We start from the raw sequence: 22,019 nt of genomic DNA on the forward strand, positions 1-22,019 counted from the left end.
CGTCGATGATGGCCAGGCTTGCAAGATGTGCGTCGCAATGAAGAGGCCAGGTCCATTATTGCGGCGGCCGATACCTATCGCCATCGATTTGCCGGTCAGATGCCGCTTCGGTCAATCACCAGATCGGCGGCACCAAAACGGTCCTTTGCCGTCAGTTGCTGGTGCCAGTAGGGATAGAGCAAGGGCGGCCGGCTGACCGCGTCGAGGCGCTCGCGCTCCTCGCCGGAGAGCATCAGGCTTGCCGCCGCGATGTTGTCCCGGAACTGCGTTTCCGTCCTGCCGCCGATCACCAGCGAACTGACGGCCGGCCGGCCAAGCAGCCAGGCCAGCGCCACCTGCGCTGCCGACACGCCGCGCTGCGCGCCGATCTCGACAAGCACGTCGACGATCCGCCACAGCCGGTCCTCGTCGCGGATGGGCGGTTCGGACCAGCCCGCGAGTTGGCGGGCGGTGGGGCTGTCGCGGCGGTATTTGCCGGACAGCAATCCGCCGGCAAGCGGGCTCCAGACCAGGACGCCCAACCCCTGGTCGACGGAAATCGGCAGCAACTCGTACTCCGCCTCGCGCGCTTCCAGCGTGTAATGGATCTGCTGCGTGACGAAGCGCGGCTGATGATGGCTGTCGCTGATGCCGAGCGCCTTCATCACCTGCCAGCCGGAATAGTTGGAGCAGCCGACATAGCGGATCTTGCCCTGGGCAACCAGCGTGTCGAGCGCGGAGATGGTTTCCTCCAGCGGTGTCACGCCATCCCATTCGTGCAGGAAATAGATGTCGATGACGTCTGTCCTGAGCCGCTTCAGGCTCTTCTCGCATTCTCGGATCAGGTGATGGCGTGACAGGCCTTCATCGTTCGGGCCTTTGCCGATCCGCATCCGTGCCTTGGAGGCGATCAGCACGTCGCCCTTGCGCTTGCCGCCGAGCGCTTCGCCGATGATTTCTTCGGAAATGCCATTCGAATAGACGTTGGCGGTGTCGATGACATTAATGCCGGCGTCGATGCAGAGATCGATCATCCGGCGCGCCTCGTCGAGATCGGTCTTGCCGACAGCCGAAAACGCGCCGGCGCCGCCGAACGTCATGGTCCCCATGGTCAGCGTCGAAACTTTCAGGCCGGAACGGCCGAGGGTGCGGTATTCCATGTCGATCCTCGCGATTGCGTTGAGAAAGGGGGGTGCCCGAATGTGGCCGCTATTTGTAGGACAATTTGCGCGACTTGTCGCCATGCCAGGACGCCGGATCGATCATGCCTGGCGGGATTGGCAGCGGCGGCGATCACGCTCAGGCTGCAATAAAACCGTCATTGCAGGCCTATATTGAAGTCGGCTCAGGGGTTGCCGTTCCGGGCTGTAAGCCGGAGTTTGTGGCGCCGGACCTGAATCGACAGAGCTTGCAAGTGGAGCAGCCGATAATGACCGAGCTAAAACAGAATTCTCCGGCCCGGGATTGGCTTGAAGCCGAACTCGCCGACACGCTCGACGAAGACTATGAGCTCGAAATGTCGGAGCCGGCGCTGTCGATGGAGATCGCCAAGATCTACAAGAACTCGCATCCGCCTTCGATCGATCGCATGCAATATTTTCGCGACCTGATCACCCTGCAGTCCGAATTGATCAAGCTGCAGTCCTGGGTCGCCTACCACAAGAAGAAGCTGGTGGTGATCTTCGAGGGACGCGATTCGGCCGGCAAGGGCGGTGTCATCAAGCGCATCACCCAGCGGCTTAACCCGCGCATCTGCCGTGTCGTGGCACTGCCGGCACCGACCGAGCGCGAAAAGTCGCAATGGTATTTCCAGCGCTATGTCCCGCATCTGCCGGCCGGCGGCGAGATCGTGCTGTTCGACCGCTCATGGTACAACCGCTCGGGCGTCGAGCGGGTGATGGGCTTTGCCCAGCCCGATCAGGTCGAAGAATTCTTCCACGACGTGCCGGAATTCGAGCGCATGCTGGTCCGCTCGGGCATCACTGTGGTCAAATACTGGTTCTCGATCACCGACGAGGAACAGCAGATGCGCTTCCTGATGCGCATCCACGATCCAATGAAGCAGTGGAAACTGTCGCCGATGGATCTGCAGTCGCGTGTGCGCTGGGAGCAGTACACCAAGGCCAAGGAAGAGACCTTCGCCCGCACCAACATCCCGGAAGCGCCCTGGTTCATCGTCGAGGGCAACGACAAGAAGCGTGCGCGGCTGAACTGCATCGACCATCTGCTCAAGCAGCTGCCTTACGAGGAAGTGCCGCACGAGGAGATCACTTTGCCGGAGCGCGTCTTCAACCCCGAATACGAACGCCAGGTACTGCCGCGCGAGCTCTACGTGCCGGAGAAGTATTGATGGATCGCTCCCTTCTCCCCGTCACTATACGGGGAGAAGGTGCCGGCAGGCGGATGAGGGGCGGCGCCTGCGTTGGTTGAGTCAAAAAATTCTCCATGCTGGCAGAAGACTATTCTGCCGTTATATTGCCCTCGATAGCGTTTTCGGCGCCATACTTCGGCTGGCTGGCGTCGCCCCTCATTGCCCTGCCGGGCATTTCTCCCCGTATAGTGACGGGGAGAAAGATCTGTAACTACGCCCGCTTGATGGTGACGTGCGTGGCAAGCGGCGTCGCCACCTGCTCGCTGCAGATATAGCCCAGCTTGAGCATATCGAGGCCGGCGAAAAGGTTCTCGCCCGAGCCGAGCAGCACCGGCGCGATCGCCAGATGCATCTCGTCGATCAGTTTTTCCTGCAGATATTGCCGGATGGTGGCGACGCCGCCGCCGACCCGCACGTCCTTGCCGCCAGCGGTAGCCTTAGCCTGTTCAAGAGCTGAATGGATACCGTCAGTGACGAAGTGGAAAGTCGTGCCGCCCTCCATCATGATCGGTTCCCGCTTGTGATGGGTGAGCACGAAAACCGGCACATGATAGGGCGGGTTGTCGCCCCACCAGCCCTTCCAGCTGTCGTCAGGCCACTCGCCGCGGATTGGCCCGAACATGTTGCGGCCGAGGATCCAGGCGCCGACATTCTCGAAGCTGCGCGCCGCGAACGCCTCGTTGACGTCGGTGGTGCCGCCATCTTGTCCGAGCACCATCTCGCGGAAGGTGCGGGTGTCGACAAACCACTTGTGCAAGGATTCCCCACCGACGCCGAGAGGATTTTGCAGATCCTGATCGGGACCGGCGCCATAGCCGTCGAGCGACAGGGTGAAAGCGTTGACGCGAAGTTTGGACATGCGAGCCTCCTCGATAACAGATTGTGTTTTGCAAGCAGTTGTTTTGTAACAAACCGATTGTGAATTGCAACCGGTATTTTCAAGCTCAAACGAAGCTCAGGCAACGGTCAAGCGGCCCTCGCTATGGATTCCCCGGCCAGGAGCCGGAAATTGGTATGGATGTCGAAGCGGATTGGCCGACATTGCTCGCCGCGATCGGCCGTTGTCGCGAAGAGAAATTACCCCTTCAGCATCTCCGCCACTTCGGGTGCGAAATAGGTCAGGATGCCGTCGCACCCGGCGCGCTTGAAGGCGAGCAGCGATTCCAGCATTGCCTTCTCGCCGTCGATCCAGCCATTGGCGCCTGCCGCCTTGATCATCGAATATTCGCCCGACACCTGGTAGGCGAAGGTCGGCATCTGGAACTCGTCCTTCAGCCGCCGGATGATGTCGAGATAGGGCAGGCCGGGCTTGACCATCAGCATGTCGGCGCCCTCGGCGATGTCCTGTTCGGCCTCTCTCACCGCCTCGTCGGAATTGGCATGGTCGATGTAATAGGTCTTCTTGTCGCCCTTGAGCAGACCGGCGGTGCCCACCGCCTCGCGATAGGGACCGTAGAAGGCCGAGGCGAATTTGGTCGCATAGGACATGATCGCCACATCCTGAAAACCATTGGCGTCGAGCGCGTCGCGGATGGCGCCGATGCGGCCGTCCATCATGTCGGATGGCGCGATGATGTCGGCGCCGGCGGCCGCCTGGATGACGGCAGCGGCGGTCACCTGTTCCACCGTCTCGTCATTGACGATGATGCCGTCGCGCAGGATGCCGTCATGGCCGTGGCTGGTGAATGGGTCGAGCGCGGCGTCGGTGATGATGCCGATCTGCGGCACTGCATCCTTGATCGCACGGGTGGCGCGGTTGATGACATTGTCGGGATCGAGGATATGCGAGCCGGTCTGGTCGCGCAGCGAGATGTCCACATTGGGGAAGGTGGCGAGTGCCGGAATGCCGAGTTTCGCCGCGCGCTCGGCCTCCTTGACGGCGAGATCGATGGACAGGCGGAAGACGCCGGGCATGGCGGCGATCGGCTCGCGGACACCCTTGCCCTCGACGACGAAGATCGGCCAGATCAGGTCGTCGACTGTGAGCCGGTTCTCCTGCACGAGACGGCGCGACCAGTCGGCCTTGCGCATGCGGCGCAGACGGCGGCTGCCGGTGATCTCGTCGACGCCGCGCGCGCCGGCGGGCTTTGCGGGGGTGAATTTGTTCATCGCTAAATACTCTCGTTCGGGCAGGCTTTTACCACGAGCTCCCGCTGCTGACCAATGCGGCACGATTGTGCCAGCGATCCGGTCGAAGTCTATTCGGGTTGCCCATTGCCTGACAGAATCTGTGCCGCGCCTCTGATGGCGACACGGAAAGCCTCGTCGAAATTGACGCCGCGCACCTGCCAGCGGTAGGTCTCGTCGCCCGCCTTGAGCTGCCAATAGGCGATCCAGCCCAGTTCCTTGTCGCTCCAGACGAGACTGCCGGAAAGCGCCTGGTTGGCGCCGGCCTTCTTCGCCAGTGTGTCGAGCTTCGTCATCTCGGCATTGCGAAGCGCCTGATCGTCCAATCCGGTCTGCGACAGCTGCGCTGCCGTGGGAAAAGCCACCTGCATGGCCAGCGATCCGGCTGCATTGCCGAACGATTCGCGCATCGGCATGCCACGGTCGTCATCGGCATCGAGCGCGTAATGCATTGTTCCGCGCTCGGTCGTCAAAAAAACCGCCAGCCGCGGCCGCTCGGTCAGCCACGGCCTGCTGCCGAGCGAGGCCAGCACCGGGTCGATTTCAGCCGGCTTGTACTGGCAGTAGAGATTGTGGGGCCGATCGTACGTGCCCTGGTCGTCATGGTTGGGAATGCCTTGCATGCGGTCGCGGTAGCGAAAGCTGGCGACGAAGCTGCCGGCCTTGTCGCGCGGTGCCGCCATCTCCGGTTTCGCCGGCAGGCGCTGATCGCCGGAAACCCGGACCAGAACCGCGTCGAGACAGCGCTTGAAGCCGGCTTGGCGGTTTTTCTCGTATTTGCCGTTGACGGTGGTCTGCGAACTGTAGAGGTCTTCCAAAGTCGTTGCTCTGACCGGGTGAACAGTCAAGCAGATGCTCAGCCCGATTGCCACCGGCGCAAGGCGCGAAAATCGAGTCATAAACAACCGTCCCGTTCGAAGACCCGCCAGAGCTGCGCTGCAATGAACTCTATGCAGTTTTTTAGTATTGCAGCTCGATTTTTAGCACTGGCTCCTGGTCCGGGCCAGAGCTTGCACCGGTGTGCTCGCCATTGACGCACCCATGCGCCACGCTTTAGCACTTCAGTCCCGGCGGCCGGGGGAGGGATTCTTCACGATGGATTTTGGCGGAGGCGACGAGATCCGCTTCGAACATCTGGGCCGGGCCGGCGTCGTCACCTTGACGCGGCCGCAGGCGCTCAATGCCTTGACGCACCGCATGATCGGAGCGCTCGACGCTGCCCTTTCCGCCTGGGAGGACGATCAGGGCATCGACGTCATCGTCGTCAAGGCAGAGGGCAGGGCCTTTTCGGCCGGCGGCGATATCCTGCATGTCTATGAGACAGGCCGCGCGGGAAAACCGCCGGTCGAGTTCTTCGCCGATGAATATCGCCTCAATGCCCGCATCAACAGTTTTAGGAAACCTTATGTCGCCCTGATTGACGGTATCGTCATGGGTGGCGGCGTCGGTATCTCCTTCCATGGCTCGCACCGGGTGATGACCGAGAATGCCCAATTTGCCATGCCGGAGGTCGGCATCGGCTTTTTTCCGGATGTTGGCGCCAGCCACCTGCTGCCTGATCTCGGCGGCTCCTTCGGCATGTATCTGGCGCTGACCGGCAATCGCATCCGCTATGGCGATGCGCTGTGGTCGGGGCTGGCCACCCACACCATCAAGGCCGAGGACCAGGCTGGCTTTCTCGACCGCCTGGCGCTGACCGGCGATCCGGAATCGGTGCTGCGCGGCTTCTTCGTGCAGGCAAGGCGCGAAACCGACAGGCCGACGCTGGAGGCGATTGTTCGCCATTTTTCGCAACCGTCCCTGAACCGCGTCATCGACAGCCTCGAGCGTGCGGCCGCCGCCGACGAGTTCGCGGCAAAGACACTGGCGACGATCCGCACCCGCTCGCCGACCAGCCTGCGCGTCGCCTGGCGGCAGATCAGCGCCGGACTGACGCTGTCCATGGAAGCCTGCATGAAGATGGAGTTCCGCATCCTCAACCGGATGCTCGCCGGCCATGATTTCTACGAAGGCATCCGCGCCGCCATCATCGACAAGGGCTCGAAGCCGCAATGGCGGCCGGCAAGCCTCGCTGCGGTCAGCGAAGCGGATGTCGACGCCTATTTTGCTCCGCTCGGCGAACGGGAACTCTTGATATGAGCGAGGTGACCTCGAGGCGCGTCGTGCTACAGCCCTCCGGGGTGGAGGTGATCTTCGCCTGGTTCCAGCGCGTCATATCGGGCTACTGCCTGCTGTTCGGCATTCTCTACTGGATCAGGTTGATCGGCTTTTATCCGGGTACGCTGTGGCGGTTCGACCTGATGCCCGTGCACTGGCAGGTCGCGGCGGTGGTGCTCGCCGTGTTCTTTCCCTTTGCCGCTGCCGGCCTGTGGATGCTGGCGTCCTGGGGGCCGGTGATCTGGTTCATTTGCGCGGTGACCGAGACGGTCATGTATGCCGGCTTTCCCGAGCTATTCGGCCACCGCTTGCTGATTGTCGCCTCGCATGCGGCGGTGGCGCTGCTCTACATCGTCTTCCGTGTCGTCATCTACCTGCAGAAGCGCCCGGTCCGCCACTAAGCCGTTGAACCCATTGGCGGCCCCGCTGTCGCCTCGAATGAGCCCCGCAATCGTTGCCGAAATCTTTAGGTTAATTATCCTTGCTCGGGTGACCGTTCGTTAAGCCTCTTCCGAAACCCCTTACCGGTAAGCTCTTGTTAGCCCTAGCGTTTAAGTCGAATTTTATGAGTATTCGATAGTGTCGCGATCAAGGTGAAAAACAAAAAATCACCAGGGCGACAAACGAGAGGCAAAGACAATGATCAATTCGCGTCCGGCGGCGAAGACCGCCAACGTATCCGACGATCGCCGCGAGGCTATCCGTTCCCTGTACATGGAATCGCTGCAGCTTGTTGAGCGGCTGCACCGCCGCCTGCTTGATGTGATCAAGGACGAATTCGACCGCAACGGCCGTTCCGACATCAATGCCATCCAGGCGCTGCTGCTGTTCAACATCGGCAATTCCGAACTGACCGCCGGCGAGTTGCGCTCGCGTGGCTATTATCTCGGCTCGAACGTCTCCTACAATCTGAAGAAGCTGGTCGATCTCGGCTTCATCAATCACCAGCGCTCGCGCATCGACCGCCGTTCGGTCCGTGTCTCGCTGACGCCGAAGGGCAACGAGGTGGCGGAAGTCGTTGCCGGCCTCTACGAGCGTCATGTCGGCTCGATCGAGCAGGTCGGCGGCATCAACACCGACGAGTTCAAGCAGATGAACCGTGCTTTGCAGCGGCTCGACCGCTTCTGGAACGACACCATCGCCTACCGGATGTAAGGCGCCGCATCGGATCCGGCCCGCGCCACAGAAACGCGGCCGAAATATCGACCTTCAGTCAGGGCCGGTGCCGAGAGGCATCGGCCTTTTCTTTTGAGTTTTGTGGAGGCAACGAGTCTGGAAATGCCCAAATCACACATTCAATCTGCGACTCACTGAAAAGCTAATTCCTTTGCCAGCAGGGCTGGGCGGAGGCGCGCCATTGGCTCCTGGGAGGGCGGGATGGCAAAACCACTTGTCACGACTAAAAGGGTATCTCGTCGTCCAAAGACCGATCAATCTTTCCCTTCGGCCCTTCGATCTGCTTCTTTGGGGGTTCGATACGCTTCTGCGGCGACGGCAATTTGAACGGCTCGGGCTCCTCGCCTTTCACTCTGGCGATGATCCCTTTAATTCGGTCCAGAAGCTCGTTGACCGGATTTAGCGTCTTGCCGAGAGCGTCTCCCAGATGTGCTACCTCCAGCCCCGCCAGCATAAGGTTCTGAAATTGGGTTCTGGCACGGTCAACATCGGCAGCTAACGCATTCAATTTATCGAAGAGCGAGTTGCGCTTCTTTTCGTCGATATCTGCTTTGGTCAAAATTTCTCTGATACCGTTGATGAGATGGTGGATGCGTTCCTTGTCCTCGATCGCAAGGCTGACGGAATACGTCTTTATGACCCGCTGCTTTCGAATATGTGTTTGCATCACGTAGCTTTTGACGAAGTACGAAAACAGCCGGTACTGAGCGTAGGCATCGTCGTAGGTGGGAAGCTCCCACGATGAGAAGGCTTCAATCTCAAAACCTCTCGCTGCAGCGAGAACATTGTTAATGTAGTCGATGTGGTAGTGGCGCGTATCCTCGCGGTCTTCAGCGTCGTGCAGCTGTTGAGCTAGCTCGCCGTTGAATCGTTCAACGAGTTGCGTAAACGCAATTTCGTCGTCTTCATCAAGGCCACTTAGGTTCATTGATCCCCCCTGTGCCGCAGAAAATATAGATACAGTGTCGATGGATACAATCGTTCAATAGTGCTCTACGCAAGAATTTGTTCTCTATTCATACCAAACGTCCTTTTCCCCGTTTGGCTGGTCGTTGTTTCGGCTATGGCTTCAGCGGGCAGAATTTTGCGCGAAAATAGGCAAGCGCCTGCTCAGTCTGCCCCGGCTCGTCGGCCGATTGTTTTGGGTTCGCACGTAAGGTCGCGGATCACGACGGTACGCTATGACTTAGCAACCTTAGAGGCCAAGCCCAAGGCGCGTGAAATCGTCTTCACTACATCGTCTTCGGCCGCAATAGTGATTGGAAATCCAGATTTATCGAGCACTTGACTACGCAGTTCGATAACAAGTTTTCCATCGACATTCTTCAGATCGAACAGGTCGGCTTTACCCTCGACCGCGCCTTCAGCGAGGCCATTTAGGTCGATGTTTACATCCCCTTCCCGCACGCGAGCGAAGGCTGGCGCAGCTACCGCTAGCAATATGTCACGGAGCGCCTCAGCTTCGTTGATCTCTTCTGTCGCCGCAGCTTTCCGAAGACAGCGGATCACATCGTCGAATTGCGTTTCGATATACAAAACTCCCACCCCAGCAAAGGCTGCAAGCGCGGCTGCGGCTTCCGCTGGTTTCGCAGAGACAGTACTCGGATCTGCGTGAAAATAGTAATCTTCAATGGTACCCCTTCTGAGGATAAAGCAGCCTTCCTCCTCCAAAAGGGCAAGAAGAGCCGAAGTTCGTTTCCTCAAATCGAACCAAATGCCACCGAGAGCTTTGACAACAGAGTCATTGCGCGACATCAATGAAACGAATGCAGCGCGACGCTTCGCCTCCTTCTCATCCTTCCCTTTGTCCCGCCTCAACCAATAGGTAGTCTGCTCAGCGAGAGGCTGGATCAACGCCCATTCCGAATCCACGGCCTTACAAAAATCGTTGTAAATGGCGCTTCCTAGGTTCGTTGCACCTGAAGCTCCTAGTTCGACAGCACGACTATTAGCTGTTGCGGTGTTCAGAAACAGGTTGATCACATCGACTCCGTCCGCGAACGCATCGGCGTCTGCCATCAGCAACGGGCTTTTCCCTAGAAGTCTCATCAGCTTTATAACAGCCGGAAATTCGCCTTTCCCGATAACTGGCAGCAGCTGGGAGCCACCCGCCTCGACATGGATACCCAGCAAGCTACAAAGGCCGGCAGAAACGATTGTGTCGGAAGGTCCTTCTACAAGAAGCGGGGTGCGAGAGAAGAAGGACAGCTTATGCTCTTGCCCCATTCTGGCTATGAGCTCGGCTACCTTATTGCTCCTTAGTACTTCGGAATCGGGCGTGATCTGAATCGGTTGCTTTTCGACGTCCTCACAGAGAACAATGCTCGACAGGTCCGCAGGGGCCTCTACCCTCAGAAACTCAGTCGAGTGCGTGCAAATGACGATGATCTTTTTGTTGCTTCCGTTCTCTGGTATGCCGGCTACGGATAGCATTTCGCGAAGCAAGAATGCTTGAAGTTGTGGGTGCAGTGACACCTCGGGCTCGTCAATCAAGAGGGCGCCAACCTCTTCATCATAAATCGCCGCCAAAAGCCCGGCCAGATGAACCAGTCCCGACGCTTCCCTGGCTGAGGAGTACGCTTTTTTACCAATGGCTGTGCTTACAAAATTGATCTTCAGGCTACCCCCAGGCCAACCTATCCTAATGTCTCGTCTAAACAGTTTTCTGAGCCGTTCGCCTATTTTGATCAGAATGTCGGGTCGCACAGCGAGAGTTTGAAATCCGCCCTCTAAGGTTTCTATCTGGTGACGACGCAGCGTATCTTCCAAGGTGCCGTGCGTGGCTTGGTCGTATCTTGGGGAGCCACTGCGATGGCCGTCGAAATCGGAACGAAATTGTTCCATCATCCCGATGCGCCCGGCCGATATGAATCGAACCCTCTTGCCGGATACATGCGAGCCCAGCGGACCAGGCATCGCACGCAACAGGTGTGTTTTACCCGAGCCGTTGGGTCCAATGATTGCTGTGAAGCCGTTGTGAAGCGTGACAGAACGCTCGAAGGATTGCTCGCCAACGCCAATGGTAGTTTTAATGATTATCGGAAATTGTACCACAGAAATCCCCCTAACTACTTCGACCATTACACGTCCTAATTTAGTGCTGCAATGCCGCGGGCCGGTGCCGAAAGCACCGGCCTTTTCTTTTCCTGCCCAAAGCCCCGGCGCCCGGTCGGCACGATCCTGCCAGGTTTGCTTTCGCTGCAGCAGTGCCTAATGTCACGGCTTGGGAGGTGCGTGATGGGTGAGGAAAAACGCTGGAAGATTTGCTCGGTTGCCGCAGTGCTTTTGTTGGTCTCGCAAACGGCTTTTGCCGAGGAATGGTGGAAGGATTCTTTCGCCGGGGAAGGCAGCGAGCCCTGTGACAACAATGACTCGATCGTGACGTTAACCGACAACGCAATGGAGATGTGGGAGGTCCGCTGCACGTTGGACAAGGTTCAGAAGATCAACCGCCTGGATGTCGTCATCCTGGACATGACGTGTACGGACGGTGAGAGCACAGACAAAAGACGGGAGCTGCTGCTCAAACTGGAGGACAACAAAGTCCTGCGCTATCCCCAGCATCAAGTGTTGCAACGATGTTCGGAATTGAAGGCAAAGCCAGGTCCGGACGCAAACGTTGAACCCCCACGCTGAGAGATCGTAAGATAGGCAGCGCGTCTCGTGGAGCGGCCGAACCGCCGCCTGCTTGACGCGACCAAGGACGCCGATCGATACCGAAAAAGCACGGGCCTTTTCATTTCGCTGCGTCGCCCGATGCAAATCGCGGGCCAAGGCCACGTTGCCGCCATATTCCAATGGAACCGAGAGTGGCAGTGATGCTGTGGTGAAGACCATGCGTTCACCCGCAACCCGTATCGCGCCTGGCTCTGTCACACCAAGGTGATACGGACCATGGTTGGCTAATTGTTAAGATTGCCAATTTTAGAGTGCGGGCGAGATCGCCCGGTGATCAACGCAGCAAGTGATCGAACTGCTACAAATGTCTGGAACGTCCATGAGAACCAGCCGTCGTTTTTTCCTCTCCGGAGCCTCCGCCCTCGCAGCCGCAGTGGTCGCCGGCGGCGCCAATGCGCAGGATGTGATCGGTGACATCCTGAAATCCTCAGCGCGCGGCAATTGGGACGACCAGTTCGATGCTCGCGCCAGCGAGGGCGGCAAGGTGGCCTCGACGCTGCCGATCTTCAGCCCGCAGACCGTCGCCTTCACGGAGCAGGCGGTCGGGCAATACCAGAACATTGTCGGGCAGGGTGGCTGGGTCGACGTTCCCGCGACCAAGAAACTGCAGCTCGGCGTCGATGATCCCGATGTGGTGCCATTGCGTAAGCGCCTGATGGTTGCGGGCGACCTGTCGCAGAGCGCCGGCATTTCGACGGCCTTCGATTCCTATGTCGACTCGGCGGTCAAGCGTTTCCAGCTGCGCCATGGCCTGCCTGCCGATGGTGCGCTCGGCAAATACACCTATGCGGCGATGAACGTTTCGGCGCAGATCCGGCTCGGCCAGCTGCAGACCAATCTGCAGCGGCTGCGCGAGAAGGCCGGCACGCTGGGCAGCCGTTACGTGCTGGTCGACATTCCGGCAGCGCAGGTCGAAGCGGTCGAGAACGACCGCGTCGTGCTTCGCCACACCGCGATCGTCGGCAAGATCGACCGGCAGACGCCGATCGTCAATTCCAAGATTAACGAGATCATCGTCAATCCATACTGGAACGCGCCCGTCTCGATCGTGCGCAAGGACATCATTCCGCTGATGCGGAAGGATCCCGATTATCTCAAGAACAGCCACATCCGCCTGTTCGCGCCCGATGGCAGCGAAGTCGATCCCATGAATGTGGACTGGTCGACCGACGACGCCGCCAAGTACCGGTTCCGCCAGGATCCCGGCTCGGAAAACGCCATGGCCTCGGTGAAGATCAATTTTCCGAGCCCTGACGGCGTCTACATGCACGACACGCCGCAGCAGAGCCTGTTCGGCAAGATGTTGCGTTTCGATTCCTCGGGCTGCGTGCGCGTGCAGAATGTGCGCGACCTCGTCACCTGGATCCTGCGCGACACGCCCGGCTGGGATCGCCAGCATTTCGAGGCGGCGATCAAGACGGGTGAAAACACGCCGATCCAGGTCACCAATCCGGTGCCGGTCCACTTCCTCTATCTCTCGGCCTGGTCGACCGGTCCGGGCGTGGTGCAGTTCCGCGACGACGTCTACGCGCTTGATGGCAACAACGAACTGCAGATCACGTCCGCGCTGTAAACATTTGATTCCTACCTAAAAAGGCCGCCTCTCAGGGCGGCCTTTTTCATTGATTGGGTGCCGCGGCGTTTTTCACGGGACGGGCGGCTGGACGGATCGGCCGGCTTTGCGCATGGTCGGCGGAAAGCCTGGAACCGGACCATGGAAGTCGCCGTCTTCATTCTGGTCGTGCTCGTCTTCGTGGCGCTTTCCGGCGCTCTGGTTCGCCTGGTACGGGTGCCGTTGCCGGTGCTGCAGATTGCGATCGGTGCCGCGCTTGCGTGGCCGGTGCGTGGCATCCATGTCGAGATCAATCCGGAACTGTTTCTGCTGGTGTTCATTCCGCCGCTGCTGTTCGGCGATGCCTATGGCGCACCGAAGCGTGAACTGATGGCGCTGCGCGGACCGATCCTGGATCTGGCCATAGGGCTGGTCTTCTTCACCATCGTCGGCTTCGGCTACGCCTTGCATTGGCTGGTGCCGAGCATCCCTCTGGTGGTCGCTTTTGCGCTTGCCGCGGTGCTGTCGCCGACCGACGCGGTGGCGGTTTCCTCGATCGTCGACAGGAATGTCGTCCCCGCCCGGCTGATGCACATTCTGGAAGGCGAGTCGCTGCTCAACGATGCGTCGGGGCTGGTCATGTTCCGCTTTGCCGTGGCGGCGGTGCTGACCGGCAGCTTTTCCCTTGCCGCGGCTTCGCTCAGTTTTCTCTATGCCGTGGCGATCGGCATCCTGATCGGCGTGGCGGCGCTGTTCGTTGCCGCCAAGCTGCTGCAATTGCTCAACCGGATCGGCGGCGTGCCGGCCGAAGCGCAGGTGCTGGTGATGGTCCTGCTGCCCTTCATAGCCTATCTCGGCGCCGAGCATGTCGGAGCTTCCGGCATCCTGGCGGCTGTCACCGCCGGCCTGCTCACCGGCGGCTCCGGCGTGTTTCGCTTCCTCGGCGTCTCGGCGCGCATGCAGACGATGTCGCTGTGGACGACGCTTTCCTTCGTTTTCAACGGCGCTCTCTTCATCGTGCTCGGCCTGCAGCTTCCCGACATCATCCGCCATGTGCCGCCGGAACTCATGAGCCTGCACCCGATCATCCAGCCGATCGCGACCGTCATCGCGCTGACGCTGTGCCTGATCGCGTTGCGGTTCCTATGGATTTGGGTGGGCGATATCGCGGCCGGCATCGCCGCGCGTTTGGGCAAGCGCAAGGCGGAGCCGTTCGGGCTGCGCGTGCGGCTCGCCGGTTCGGTGGCCGGCGTGCGTGGCGCCATTACGCTGGCCGGCATCCTGTCACTGCCGCTCGCCATGCCGGACGGCTCGCCGTTTCCGGCGCGCGACCTGGTCATTTTCCTGGCCGCCGGCGTCATCATCTGCTCGCTGGTCATCGCCAGCCTCGCTCTGCCGACGATCGCCAGGGGGCTGGTCGAGCCCGGTGAGGATGCCGGCGCCGCCGAGGAGCGCCTGGCGCGCGTGGGCGCCGCCAAGGCGGCAATCGCGCGCATCGAGAGCATTGCCGGAGCCGCCGATGATGAGGGAGGCGAGGTGCCCGGCGCCAGGCTTGCCGCTGCTGATAACATTGTCGCCGGCTACCGGCGCCGCATCGCCGCCTCGGACGAAGCCGATGAGGCCCGCGCTGAGGCGCGCGAAGCCGGAAGGCTGGAACTCGAATTGAGATCTGCCGGCATCGAAGCCGAGCGCGAGGCCGTGCGCGCCATGTTTCGCAGCGGCGAGATCAACGACCATACGTCGCAGGCGCTGTTTGCCGAAATCACGCTTACCGAGGCACTGCTGAAAGGCCGGAAGGCTCGGAAATAACGACCCGCGGGCCTGGCTGGCGCAATCCGGCCAGCAAATTTCGCGCCGCAAACGTGGCGGGGTGAAAACAACTGTGTTAATGGCGCGGCAAATGCAAGTCGCCCAAAAGTGTGCAGCGGTTTTGGGACAACGACTTGCATAAATCGAAAATTGCCCCCGAACCCCGAGGATTTCAGGCCATGGCAACAGCAGCGGCAGTGTCGAACAAATTCGAATCCTTCTTCGAAACCACGCTAGCCGACGCCGATCCGGAGATTTTCGGCGCCATCCGCAACGAACTCGGCCGCCAGCGCCACGAGATCGAACTGATCGCCTCGGAAAACATTGTTTCCCGCGCCGTGCTTGAGGCGCAGGGCTCGATCATGACCAACAAATATGCCGAGGGCTATCCCGGCAAGCGCTATTATGGCGGCTGCCAGTTCGTCGACGTGGCCGAGGAACTGGCCATCGAGCGCGCCAAGAAGCTGTTCGGCTGCAACTTCGCAAACGTCCAGCCGAATTCCGGCAGCCAGATGAACCAGGCGGTGTTCCTGGCGCTTTTGCAGCCGGGCGACACGTTCATGGGCCTCGACCTCAATTCCGGCGGCCATCTGACCCATGGTTCGCCGGTCAACATGAGCGGTAAATGGTTCAAGGTCGTCTCCTATGGCGTGCGCCAGGACGACCATCTGCTCGACATGGATGCCATCGAGAAGACCGCGCATGAGACCAAGCCGAAGCTGATCCTGGCCGGCGGCACCGCCTATTCGCGCGTCTGGGACTGGAAGCGGTTTCGCGAGATCGCCGATGCGGTCGGCGCCTATCTGATGGTCGACATGGCGCACATCGCCGGCCTGGTCGCCGGCGGCGTGCATCCGTCGCCGCTGCCGCACGCCCATGTCGTGACCACTACGACGCACAAGTCGCTGCGCGGCCCGCGCGGCGGCATGATCCTGTGCAATGACGAGGACATCGCCAAGAAGATGAATTCGGCGGTGTTCCCCGGCCTGCAGGGCGGTCCGCTGATGCATGTCATCGCTGCCAAGGCTGTCGCTTTCGGCGAAGCGCTGAAGCCAAGCTTCAAGGTCTATGCCGAGAGCGTTGCCGCCAACGCCAAGGCGTTGGCCTCCAGCCTCAAGGAGACTGGTCTCGACATCGTCTCCGGCGGCACCGACAACCATCTCATGCTGGTCGACCTCAGGCCCAAGAACGCCACCGGCAAGCGCGCCGAGGCGGCGCTCGGCCGCGCCAACATCACCTGCAACAAGAACGGCATCCCGTTCGACCCGGAAAAGCCTTTCGTCACCTCGGGCGTGCGTCTCGGCACCCCGGCCGGCACCACGCGCGGCTTTGGCCAGGCCGAATTCCGCGAGATCGGCAAGCTGATCGCCGAAGTGCTGGACGGTCTCAAGGTTGCGAATTCCGACGAGGGCAATGCCGCTGTCGAAGCTGCGGTCAAGGCCAAGGTCGTGGCGCTGACCGACCGCTTCCCGCTCTATCCCTATCTCGGCTGACGCGATAGGAAGTCTTACCGCCTGCTGCAACGACAAGCGTCGTTTCAGCAGGCCGGGGCGACCGGCAGGAGCCTTGATGATGCGACCATTTCGTTTCGCCGACCTTGGTGCCGTTGGCGCTCTGGCCGCTTTGATCGCCGCGCCTTTCCCCGGCATCGCCTTGGCGCAAACCGCCTCTGCTCAACCCGCGCCCGCGCAACCCGCACCTCAGGCCGAGTCGGCGGCGCCCGCCCAGGTGGCACCCAAGCTCGAAACTTTCGGCAGATGGTCGACCCTGGCCGACGAGGTAGACACCGGTGAGGATCTGCGCAAGACCTGCGCTGCCTCGACCGCCTTTATCGGCGCGGGCGGCGTGCCCGGTACCTTGACGCTCGTCATCACGAACGGCGATGCACTGCCGCCGGATGCCTACCCGTCCATAACCATCGCCGTCGACAACAAGGGTCTGCCGGCCGGCAAGTCGATTGCCGCCACCTTCGGCGACGACAAGGGCCGTGTCGCCGCCAAACTCCATTCCGATGGCGCCGTCAACGGCCGGCTCAGTTGGACCGTGGACAATCAGGCCAAGATCAGCCTGGCGCTCTTGCGCGCCATGCGCCGGGCATCGGTGCTTGATGTCTCCTTTGGCGACGCGCCTGTTGGAAGCATATCCATGGACGGCTTCACCAAGGCCTATCGCAGTCTCGGCGCATCGTGCGGGTTCCCAACCGCCGACGTCGCCCCCTGACGACATCGGTACGCTGCCCGCTGCTGGTGAGGCTGGCAATCCTGTCTGCACCTCGCTATCTCTGCGGGGGCGAGCGGTCGACACTTTGCCATCGTTGCAAAAAGCTCTAAGCCTTTCGCTTCACCAGATTCGCCAACCAAAGGCTTCTCCATGCGCTGTCCCTATTGCCAGTCGGAAGATACGCAAGTGAAGGACTCGCGCCCCGCCGAGGATGGCGCGGCAATCCGCAGGCGGCGCGTCTGCCCCGATTGCGGCGGTCGCTTCACCACCTTCGAGCGCGTGCAGTTGCGCGACCTCGTCGTGGTCAAGAAATCGGGCCGCAAAGTGCCCTTCGACCGCGACAAGCTGCTGCGTTCGGTGGAGATCGCCGTGCGCAAACGCAATGTCGATCCCGAGCGCATCGACCGCGCGGTGACCGGCATCGTGCGCCAGCTCGAAAGTTCCGGCGAGACTGAGGTTGCTTCGGGAGAAGTCGGCCGGCTGGTCATGGAAGCGCTGAAATCGCTCGACGATGTCGCCTATGTGCGTTTCGCCTCGGTCTACCGCAATTTTCGCGAGGCCAAGGATTTCCACGAACTGCTGGGCGAGCTCAAGGGCGACGAAATCAAGGGTGAAGAGGAAGCCAGCTGAGCATGACTGCAAGCGAACAGGCCGCCCTTGATCGCCGCTTCATGGCGGCGGCACTCAGACTGTCGCGAAAAAATGCCGGGCGCACCGCGACCAACCCGTCCGTCGGCACGCTGATCGTACGCGATGACGGCAACGGTCCGATGATCGTCGGCACCGGCGTCACCGCTGTCGGCGGCCGCCCGCATGCCGAGACCGAGGCCCTGGCCGAGGCCGGCGAGCTCGCGCGCGGCGCCACCGCTTACGTCACGCTGGAACCTTGCGCCCATCACGGCCGCACGCCGCCTTGCGCCAACGCGCTGGTCAATGCCGGTGTCGCGCGCGTCGTCGGTGCGGCCAGCGATCCCGATTCGCGCGTGTCCGGCAAGGGCTACGCGATCCTGCGTGCCGCCGGTGTCGAGGTGGTCGAGAAGGTGTTGGCCGAGCAAGCCGCCGAGCAGATGGCCGGCTATTTGATTCGTTCGTTGAGAAAACGCCCGGAAGTGATTCTCAAGCTTGCGCTTTCCAGCGACGGCAAGATCGGCAGGGAAGGCGGTGGGCAGGTGTCGATCACCGGAGATATCGCGCGCCGCGAAGTGTATCTGATGCGGGCCGAGGCGGATGGCATACTGGTTGGTATCGGCACGGCCCTTGAGGACGATCCGGCCCTGACGGTGCGTTTGCCGGGGCTGGAGAACCGTTCGCCTGCCCGCATCGTGCTCGACCGCCAGATCCGGTTGCCGGAGGCCTCGAAGCTGGTTTCGGGCGTGGACCGGGTGCCGCTCTATGTCGCCGCCTGCCTGGAGGCCGATCCGCTGCGGCGCGCAGCACTCGAACGCGCCGGCGTCCGCTTCATCGGCACGGAAACGCACGAGGGCGGCGTAGCCTTGCCGGAACTACTCGAGGATCTGGCCGCGCTCGGCATGGCCAGCGTGCTGGTCGAGGGCGGCGCCAGGGTGGCGAGCGCCTTCCTGGCCGATGGGCTGGTCGACCGCATTGTGCTGTTCCAGGGGCCGGAAGCGATCGGCGACGACGGCATTGCATCGCCTGTTGACGCTGACCATATCCCGGCAGGTTTTCGCAAGCTGCGCGAGATGCGCTTTGGCGAAGACAGTTACGCCGAGTGGACAAGAGATTTTTAGGATCAACACCGATGTTCACCGGAATTGTCACCGATATCGGCACTGTCGCTTCCGTCAAGCCGCTCAGGGAAGGGGTGGGGCTGCGCATCGACACAGCCTATGACCCGCAGACCATCGCCATCGGCGCCTCGATCTCCTGCGGCGGCGTCTGCCTGACGGTGACGGCCTTGCCCGACAGCGGCTCGAATGCGCGCTGGTTCGAGGTCGAGGCCTGGGAAGAGGCGCTCAGGCTGACGACGGCCTCGGGCTGGAAATCCGGCACCAAGGTCAATCTGGAGCGGGCGCTGAAGATCGGCGACGAACTCGGCGGCCACATCGTTTCGGGCCATGTCGACGGCATGGCCGAAATCGTCGAGCGCAAGGATGAGGGCGACGCGGTGCGCTTCACGCTGGAGGCGCCGCGCGACCTGGCGAAGTTCATTGCGCCCAAGGGATCGGTCGCGCTCGACGGCACCTCGCTCACCGTCAACAAGGTCGAAGGCACCCGCTTCGACGTGCTGCTGATCCACCACTCGCTGACCGTGACCACCTGGGGCGAGCGCAAGGTCGGCGACCGCGTCAATCTCGAGATCGACACCATGGCCCGCTACGCGGCGCGGCTGGTGGAGGCGACGAAAGAGGGGCTTTGATGGTCAGGAATAGACGGATCTCGGCTGTACCGGAAGAGGAATACCGGCGACGGACGCTCGAGGCCTTGGCCGATGTGGACGCTGGTCGTGTGATTGATCATCAGGCCGTGCTGGCTTGGGTTGAGAGCCTCGACGGCCATCTCAAAAACGAGGTTGGTGAACCTGAATAGGTCGGCAAACCGGGCGTGCGCAACATCTTCGCTTGCGATGAACCCGGCTTCGGCCTAAGTCACCGGCAACTCCCCGGAGACTTTTATGGCTGGTACATCCCAACACGGCAAAGCCTTCATTCGTCCGAAGGCGAAGGCGCATCTGCTCATTGTCGAAGCGCGCTTTCACGACGACCTTGCCGACGCGCTGCTCGACGGCGCGACAAGCGCGCTCGATGAAGCGGGCGCGACTTATGATGTCGTCACCGTTCCAGGTTCGCTCGAGATCCCCGCGGTGATCACCTTTGCACTGGACGGCGCGACGGAAGGCGGCACACATTATGATGGCTTTGTCGCGCTCGGCACCGTCGTCCGCGGCGACACCTATCATTTCGACATTGTCGCCAATGAATCCAGCCGCGCGCTCATGGATTTGAGCGTGCAGGACTCTGTCTGCATCGGCAATGGCATCCTCACCACCGAGAATGACGCCCAGGCCTGGACTCGCGCCAAGCGCTCGGAAGGCGACAAGGGAGGCTTTGCCGCGCGTGCGGCGCTGACCATGATTGCCCTCAAGGAACAATTGGGAGCGCGATCGTGAGCGAACCCGCTTCGCCCGGCCAGCCCACGGTGCGCCACGCCAACAAGCGCGGCGCTGCCCGTCTGGCCGCCGTGCAGGCGCTCTATCAGATGGATGTCGCCGGCAGCGGTGTCTTCGAGATCACCGCCGAATATGAGGCCTTTCGTCTCGGCAAGGAAGTCGACGGCGCGCTCTATCGCGAGGCCGATGCGCAATGGTTTCGCGCCATCCTGGCGGGTGTCGTCGAGAACCAGAAGACCATCGATCCGATCATCCGCCAGGCGCTGACCGAGGACTGGCCGCTGTCGCGGCTGGATTCGACGCTGCGCGCCATCCTGCGCGCCGGCGTCTACGAACTGATGAAGCGCGAGGATGTCCCCGTCGCCGTCATCGTCTCCGAATATGTCGACATCGCCAAGGCATTCTACGAGGAAGACGAGCCGAAGCTGGTCAATGCCGTGCTCGACCGTGTGTCTCGCCGGGTGCGTGGCGAGGGGCGCGGCAAGGACGCATCATGACGGCGATCGCCCTCGAGACCGGTCAGGAGGCGCGCCGCACCGCGCTGATCCTCGCCGCCTCGCAGGCGATCATCGGCTCGGCGGCCCCCATCGCCATCTCCGTGGGCGCGCTGGCCGGGCAATATCTGCTTGGTCCCGACAAGTCATTGGCGACAGCGCCGATCACCGGCTTCAACATCGGCGTGGCGCTCGGCGCGCTGCCTGCAGCGGCCATCATCCGCAGCATGGGCCAGCGAAGCGGCTTCATGACCGGCACGATCGTCACGGCGCTTGGTGGCCTGATCGCCTCCTTGGCGCTTTTTCAGGGCGGCTTCTGGCTGTTTGCCTTCGGCTTGCTCACGATCGGTGTCGGCGGCGCCTTCGTCCAGCAGTTCCGCTTTGCCGCCGCCGACAACGCACCGCCTGAATTCAAGGCGCGCGCCATCTCCTTCGTGCTGGCCGGCGGCGTCGTCACCGCCATCCTCGGGCCGCAGATCGTCATCTTCACCCGCGAATTGCTTGCGCCGGTCATGTTTGCCGGTTCGTTCATCTCCATCCTGCCGCTGGCCGCCGTCGGCGCCATCATCCTGTCGTTCCTGCGGCTGCCGCCGAAAGCATCCGGCAAGGTGGAGATCGCCGACAGCGACGCCAGACCACTGGCTGAAATCATCACGCAGCCGCGTTTCGTCGCCGCGCTTTTCTGCGCGGTCGGCAGCTATGCGCTGATGAGCTTCGTCATGACGGGCGCACCGCTGGCCATGGTCGGTTGCGGCCTTTCGGAAAACGACGCGACGCTCGGCATCTCCTGGCACGTCATGGCGATGTTCGCGCCAAGCTTCTTCACCGGCTCGCTGATCCATCGCTTCGGCGCCGAACGCATTGTGGCCACAGGCCTGATCCTGCTCATCGGCTGCGCCATTGTCGCTCTGTCGGGCCTGGCGCTGTGGCAGTTCTGGACGTCGCTGATCCTGCTGGGCCTTGGCTGGAACTTCGGCTTCATTGGCGCGACCGCGATGGTTGCCGCCACCTACCGGCCGTCGGAAAAGGGCAAAGTGCAAGGCTTCCACGACTTCGTCCTGTTCGGCTCCGTCGCCTGCGCCTCGCTGATGTCGGGCATGGTCTACAACGCCTGGGGCTGGGAGATGCTGAACTGGATAGTCTTTCCGGTTACCGTCCTGTGCTTCGTGGCGCTCGGCGCGCTCAAGCTGACGAGCTTGCGCAAAGCCGAAGCCTGATCCATCCGCCGTTTCACCTGACACGGCGCTGTCAGCACGATGTCGGCCGAATTTACCGCTTCGGAACAAAAATATTGCGTCTGTACCTATTGTTATGAAACCGTGTACCCCG

Annotated in this window: 21 protein-coding genes; 15 read left to right on the forward strand and 6 right to left on the reverse strand. The window is 61.4% G+C overall.

The features are described 5' to 3' along the window. Nucleotides 1-95: 95 nt before the first annotated feature. Nucleotides 96-1,139, reverse strand: coding sequence for an aldo/keto reductase (locus AC0L3E_RS17270; RefSeq protein WP_473605245.1), 1,044 nt, complete (start codon nucleotides 1,137-1,139; stop codon nucleotides 96-98). Nucleotides 1,140-1,408: 269 nt separating this feature from the next. On the opposite strand from AC0L3E_RS17270, the gene ppk2 reads away from it, so the two are divergent. Continuing rightward, entirely contained in the window at nucleotides 1,409-2,329 is a 921-nt protein-coding gene (gene ppk2, locus AC0L3E_RS17275; RefSeq protein WP_127270468.1) for a polyphosphate kinase 2, read from the forward strand. Between the two features lie 232 nt (nucleotides 2,330-2,561). Here the strand turns inward: ppk2 and AC0L3E_RS17280 are convergent, their stop codons facing one another. The 3 genes from AC0L3E_RS17280 to AC0L3E_RS17290 all read right to left on the reverse strand — a co-directional run bounded on the left by AC0L3E_RS17280 (nucleotide 2,562) and on the right by AC0L3E_RS17290 (nucleotide 5,376). Further along, nucleotides 2,562-3,209 carry a dihydrofolate reductase family protein gene (locus AC0L3E_RS17280; protein WP_292334829.1) on the reverse strand — a complete coding sequence of 216 codons (648 nt, stop codon included), beginning with the start codon at nucleotides 3,207-3,209 and terminating at the stop codon, nucleotides 2,562-2,564. Nucleotides 3,210-3,427: 218 nt separating this feature from the next. After that, nucleotides 3,428-4,459, reverse strand: coding sequence for a porphobilinogen synthase (hemB, locus tag AC0L3E_RS17285; RefSeq protein WP_256748204.1), 1,032 nt, complete (start codon nucleotides 4,457-4,459; stop codon nucleotides 3,428-3,430). A gap of 89 nt (nucleotides 4,460-4,548) precedes the next feature. Continuing rightward, nucleotides 4,549-5,376, reverse strand: a complete 828-nt coding sequence (locus tag AC0L3E_RS17290; RefSeq protein WP_128309810.1) for a DUF2066 domain-containing protein — start codon at nucleotides 5,374-5,376, stop codon at nucleotides 4,549-4,551. A 196-nt stretch (nucleotides 5,377-5,572) separates the two neighbouring features. Here AC0L3E_RS17290 and AC0L3E_RS17295 point away from each other — a divergent pair, with 196 nt between their 5' ends. From AC0L3E_RS17295 to ldtR, 3 genes are all read left to right on the forward strand, one after another. Further along, nucleotides 5,573-6,616, forward strand: a complete 1,044-nt coding sequence (locus AC0L3E_RS17295; protein WP_128309811.1) for an enoyl-CoA hydratase/isomerase family protein — start codon at nucleotides 5,573-5,575, stop codon at nucleotides 6,614-6,616. After that, a complete protein-coding gene (locus tag AC0L3E_RS17300) occupies nucleotides 6,613-7,035 on the forward strand; it encodes a DUF6163 family protein (RefSeq protein ID WP_127272646.1) in 423 nt (140 codons plus the stop codon). Before AC0L3E_RS17295 ends, AC0L3E_RS17300 begins: the two co-directional genes overlap by 4 nt. 238 nt (nucleotides 7,036-7,273) lie before the next feature. Continuing rightward, nucleotides 7,274-7,789 (forward strand): transcriptional regulator LdtR, encoded by a 516-nt coding sequence (gene ldtR / locus AC0L3E_RS17305; RefSeq protein ID WP_008875359.1) that lies wholly within the window; start codon nucleotides 7,274-7,276, stop codon nucleotides 7,787-7,789. Between the two features lie 244 nt (nucleotides 7,790-8,033). Here the strand turns inward: ldtR and AC0L3E_RS17310 are convergent, their stop codons facing one another. Beyond that, on the reverse strand, nucleotides 8,034-8,738 hold the full coding sequence (locus AC0L3E_RS17310; protein WP_128309697.1) for a hypothetical protein: 705 nt from the start codon (nucleotides 8,736-8,738) through the stop codon (nucleotides 8,034-8,036). Between the two features lie 251 nt (nucleotides 8,739-8,989). Continuing rightward, on the reverse strand, nucleotides 8,990-10,891 hold the full coding sequence (locus tag AC0L3E_RS17315; protein ID WP_473605246.1) for an ATP-dependent nuclease: 1,902 nt from the start codon (nucleotides 10,889-10,891) through the stop codon (nucleotides 8,990-8,992). Nucleotides 10,892-11,047: 156 nt separating this feature from the next. Between AC0L3E_RS17315 and AC0L3E_RS17320 the strand changes: the two genes are divergently transcribed. The 11 genes from AC0L3E_RS17320 (at nucleotide 11,048) to AC0L3E_RS17370 (ending at nucleotide 21,907) form a co-directional block, all read left to right on the forward strand. Next, nucleotides 11,048-11,446 carry a hypothetical protein gene (locus AC0L3E_RS17320; protein WP_245470283.1) on the forward strand — a complete coding sequence of 133 codons (399 nt, stop codon included), beginning with the start codon at nucleotides 11,048-11,050 and terminating at the stop codon, nucleotides 11,444-11,446. Between the two features lie 361 nt (nucleotides 11,447-11,807). Further along, nucleotides 11,808-13,061: a L,D-transpeptidase family protein gene (locus AC0L3E_RS17325; RefSeq protein ID WP_473605247.1), complete on the forward strand. Its 1,254-nt coding sequence runs from the start codon at nucleotides 11,808-11,810 to the stop codon at nucleotides 13,059-13,061. 141 nt (nucleotides 13,062-13,202) lie between these two features. Beyond that, the gene (locus AC0L3E_RS17330; RefSeq protein WP_128308816.1) at nucleotides 13,203-14,849 is read left to right on the forward strand and encodes a Na+/H+ antiporter; all 1,647 of its coding nucleotides are present in this window, start codon (nucleotides 13,203-13,205) and stop codon (nucleotides 14,847-14,849) included. A gap of 179 nt (nucleotides 14,850-15,028) precedes the next feature. Beyond that, nucleotides 15,029-16,342, forward strand: coding sequence for a serine hydroxymethyltransferase (glyA, locus tag AC0L3E_RS17335; RefSeq protein WP_013532252.1), 1,314 nt, complete (start codon nucleotides 15,029-15,031; stop codon nucleotides 16,340-16,342). 76 nt (nucleotides 16,343-16,418) lie between these two features. Next, nucleotides 16,419-17,069: a hypothetical protein gene (locus AC0L3E_RS17340; RefSeq protein WP_128308815.1), complete on the forward strand. Its 651-nt coding sequence runs from the start codon at nucleotides 16,419-16,421 to the stop codon at nucleotides 17,067-17,069. A gap of 150 nt (nucleotides 17,070-17,219) precedes the next feature. After that, entirely contained in the window at nucleotides 17,220-17,699 is a 480-nt protein-coding gene (nrdR, locus tag AC0L3E_RS17345; RefSeq protein WP_023810227.1) for a transcriptional regulator NrdR, read from the forward strand. Nucleotides 17,700-17,701: 2 nt separating this feature from the next. After that, nucleotides 17,702-18,817, forward strand: coding sequence for a bifunctional diaminohydroxyphosphoribosylaminopyrimidine deaminase/5-amino-6-(5-phosphoribosylamino)uracil reductase RibD (gene ribD / locus AC0L3E_RS17350; RefSeq protein WP_473605248.1), 1,116 nt, complete (start codon nucleotides 17,702-17,704; stop codon nucleotides 18,815-18,817). Nucleotides 18,818-18,828: 11 nt separating this feature from the next. Further along, nucleotides 18,829-19,446 (forward strand): riboflavin synthase, encoded by a 618-nt coding sequence (locus AC0L3E_RS17355; RefSeq protein ID WP_292680555.1) that lies wholly within the window; start codon nucleotides 18,829-18,831, stop codon nucleotides 19,444-19,446. A gap of 255 nt (nucleotides 19,447-19,701) precedes the next feature. Further along, entirely contained in the window at nucleotides 19,702-20,196 is a 495-nt protein-coding gene (ribH, locus tag AC0L3E_RS17360; RefSeq protein WP_013532245.1) for a 6,7-dimethyl-8-ribityllumazine synthase, read from the forward strand. After that, nucleotides 20,193-20,693: a transcription antitermination factor NusB gene (nusB, locus tag AC0L3E_RS17365; protein WP_127322245.1), complete on the forward strand. Its 501-nt coding sequence runs from the start codon at nucleotides 20,193-20,195 to the stop codon at nucleotides 20,691-20,693. The genes ribH and nusB overlap by 4 nt, the downstream gene beginning before the upstream one ends. Further along, nucleotides 20,690-21,907, forward strand: coding sequence for an MFS transporter (locus tag AC0L3E_RS17370; protein WP_292334848.1), 1,218 nt, complete (start codon nucleotides 20,690-20,692; stop codon nucleotides 21,905-21,907). The genes nusB and AC0L3E_RS17370 overlap by 4 nt, the downstream gene beginning before the upstream one ends. Nucleotides 21,908-22,019 lie beyond the last annotated feature (112 nt).

Source organism: Mesorhizobium sp. WSM4822, assembly GCF_055811155.1.

What these genes read in the sequence shown, in the direction of transcription:
- AC0L3E_RS17370 (WP_292334848.1), top strand. Translation starts at nt 20,690, where the DNA reads ATGACGGCGATCGCCCTCGAGACCGGTCAGGAGGCGCGCCGCACCGCG.
- AC0L3E_RS17295 (WP_128309811.1), top strand. Translation starts at nt 5,573, where the DNA reads ATGGATTTTGGCGGAGGCGACGAGATCCGCTTCGAACATCTGGGCCGG.
- AC0L3E_RS17325 (WP_473605247.1), top strand. Translation starts at nt 11,808, where the DNA reads ATGAGAACCAGCCGTCGTTTTTTCCTCTCCGGAGCCTCCGCCCTCGCA.
- AC0L3E_RS17355 (WP_292680555.1), top strand. Translation starts at nt 18,829, where the DNA reads ATGTTCACCGGAATTGTCACCGATATCGGCACTGTCGCTTCCGTCAAG.
- glyA (WP_013532252.1), top strand. Translation starts at nt 15,029, where the DNA reads ATGGCAACAGCAGCGGCAGTGTCGAACAAATTCGAATCCTTCTTCGAA.
- AC0L3E_RS17320 (WP_245470283.1), top strand. Translation starts at nt 11,048, where the DNA reads ATGGGTGAGGAAAAACGCTGGAAGATTTGCTCGGTTGCCGCAGTGCTT.
- AC0L3E_RS17280 (WP_292334829.1), bottom strand. Translation starts at nt 3,209, where the DNA reads ATGTCCAAACTTCGCGTCAACGCTTTCACCCTGTCGCTCGACGGCTAT.
- AC0L3E_RS17330 (WP_128308816.1), top strand. Translation starts at nt 13,203, where the DNA reads ATGGAAGTCGCCGTCTTCATTCTGGTCGTGCTCGTCTTCGTGGCGCTT.
- ppk2 (WP_127270468.1), top strand. Translation starts at nt 1,409, where the DNA reads ATGACCGAGCTAAAACAGAATTCTCCGGCCCGGGATTGGCTTGAAGCC.
- AC0L3E_RS17340 (WP_128308815.1), top strand. Translation starts at nt 16,419, where the DNA reads ATGATGCGACCATTTCGTTTCGCCGACCTTGGTGCCGTTGGCGCTCTG.
- AC0L3E_RS17290 (WP_128309810.1), bottom strand. Translation starts at nt 5,376, where the DNA reads ATGACTCGATTTTCGCGCCTTGCGCCGGTGGCAATCGGGCTGAGCATC.
- AC0L3E_RS17310 (WP_128309697.1), bottom strand. Translation starts at nt 8,738, where the DNA reads ATGAACCTAAGTGGCCTTGATGAAGACGACGAAATTGCGTTTACGCAA.
- ribD (WP_473605248.1), top strand. Translation starts at nt 17,702, where the DNA reads ATGACTGCAAGCGAACAGGCCGCCCTTGATCGCCGCTTCATGGCGGCG.
- AC0L3E_RS17315 (WP_473605246.1), bottom strand. Translation starts at nt 10,891, where the DNA reads ATGGTCGAAGTAGTTAGGGGGATTTCTGTGGTACAATTTCCGATAATC.
- ldtR (WP_008875359.1), top strand. Translation starts at nt 7,274, where the DNA reads ATGATCAATTCGCGTCCGGCGGCGAAGACCGCCAACGTATCCGACGAT.
- ribH (WP_013532245.1), top strand. Translation starts at nt 19,702, where the DNA reads ATGGCTGGTACATCCCAACACGGCAAAGCCTTCATTCGTCCGAAGGCG.
- AC0L3E_RS17300 (WP_127272646.1), top strand. Translation starts at nt 6,613, where the DNA reads ATGAGCGAGGTGACCTCGAGGCGCGTCGTGCTACAGCCCTCCGGGGTG.
- hemB (WP_256748204.1), bottom strand. Translation starts at nt 4,459, where the DNA reads ATGAACAAATTCACCCCCGCAAAGCCCGCCGGCGCGCGCGGCGTCGAC.
- AC0L3E_RS17270 (WP_473605245.1), bottom strand. Translation starts at nt 1,139, where the DNA reads ATGGAATACCGCACCCTCGGCCGTTCCGGCCTGAAAGTTTCGACGCTG.
- nrdR (WP_023810227.1), top strand. Translation starts at nt 17,220, where the DNA reads ATGCGCTGTCCCTATTGCCAGTCGGAAGATACGCAAGTGAAGGACTCG.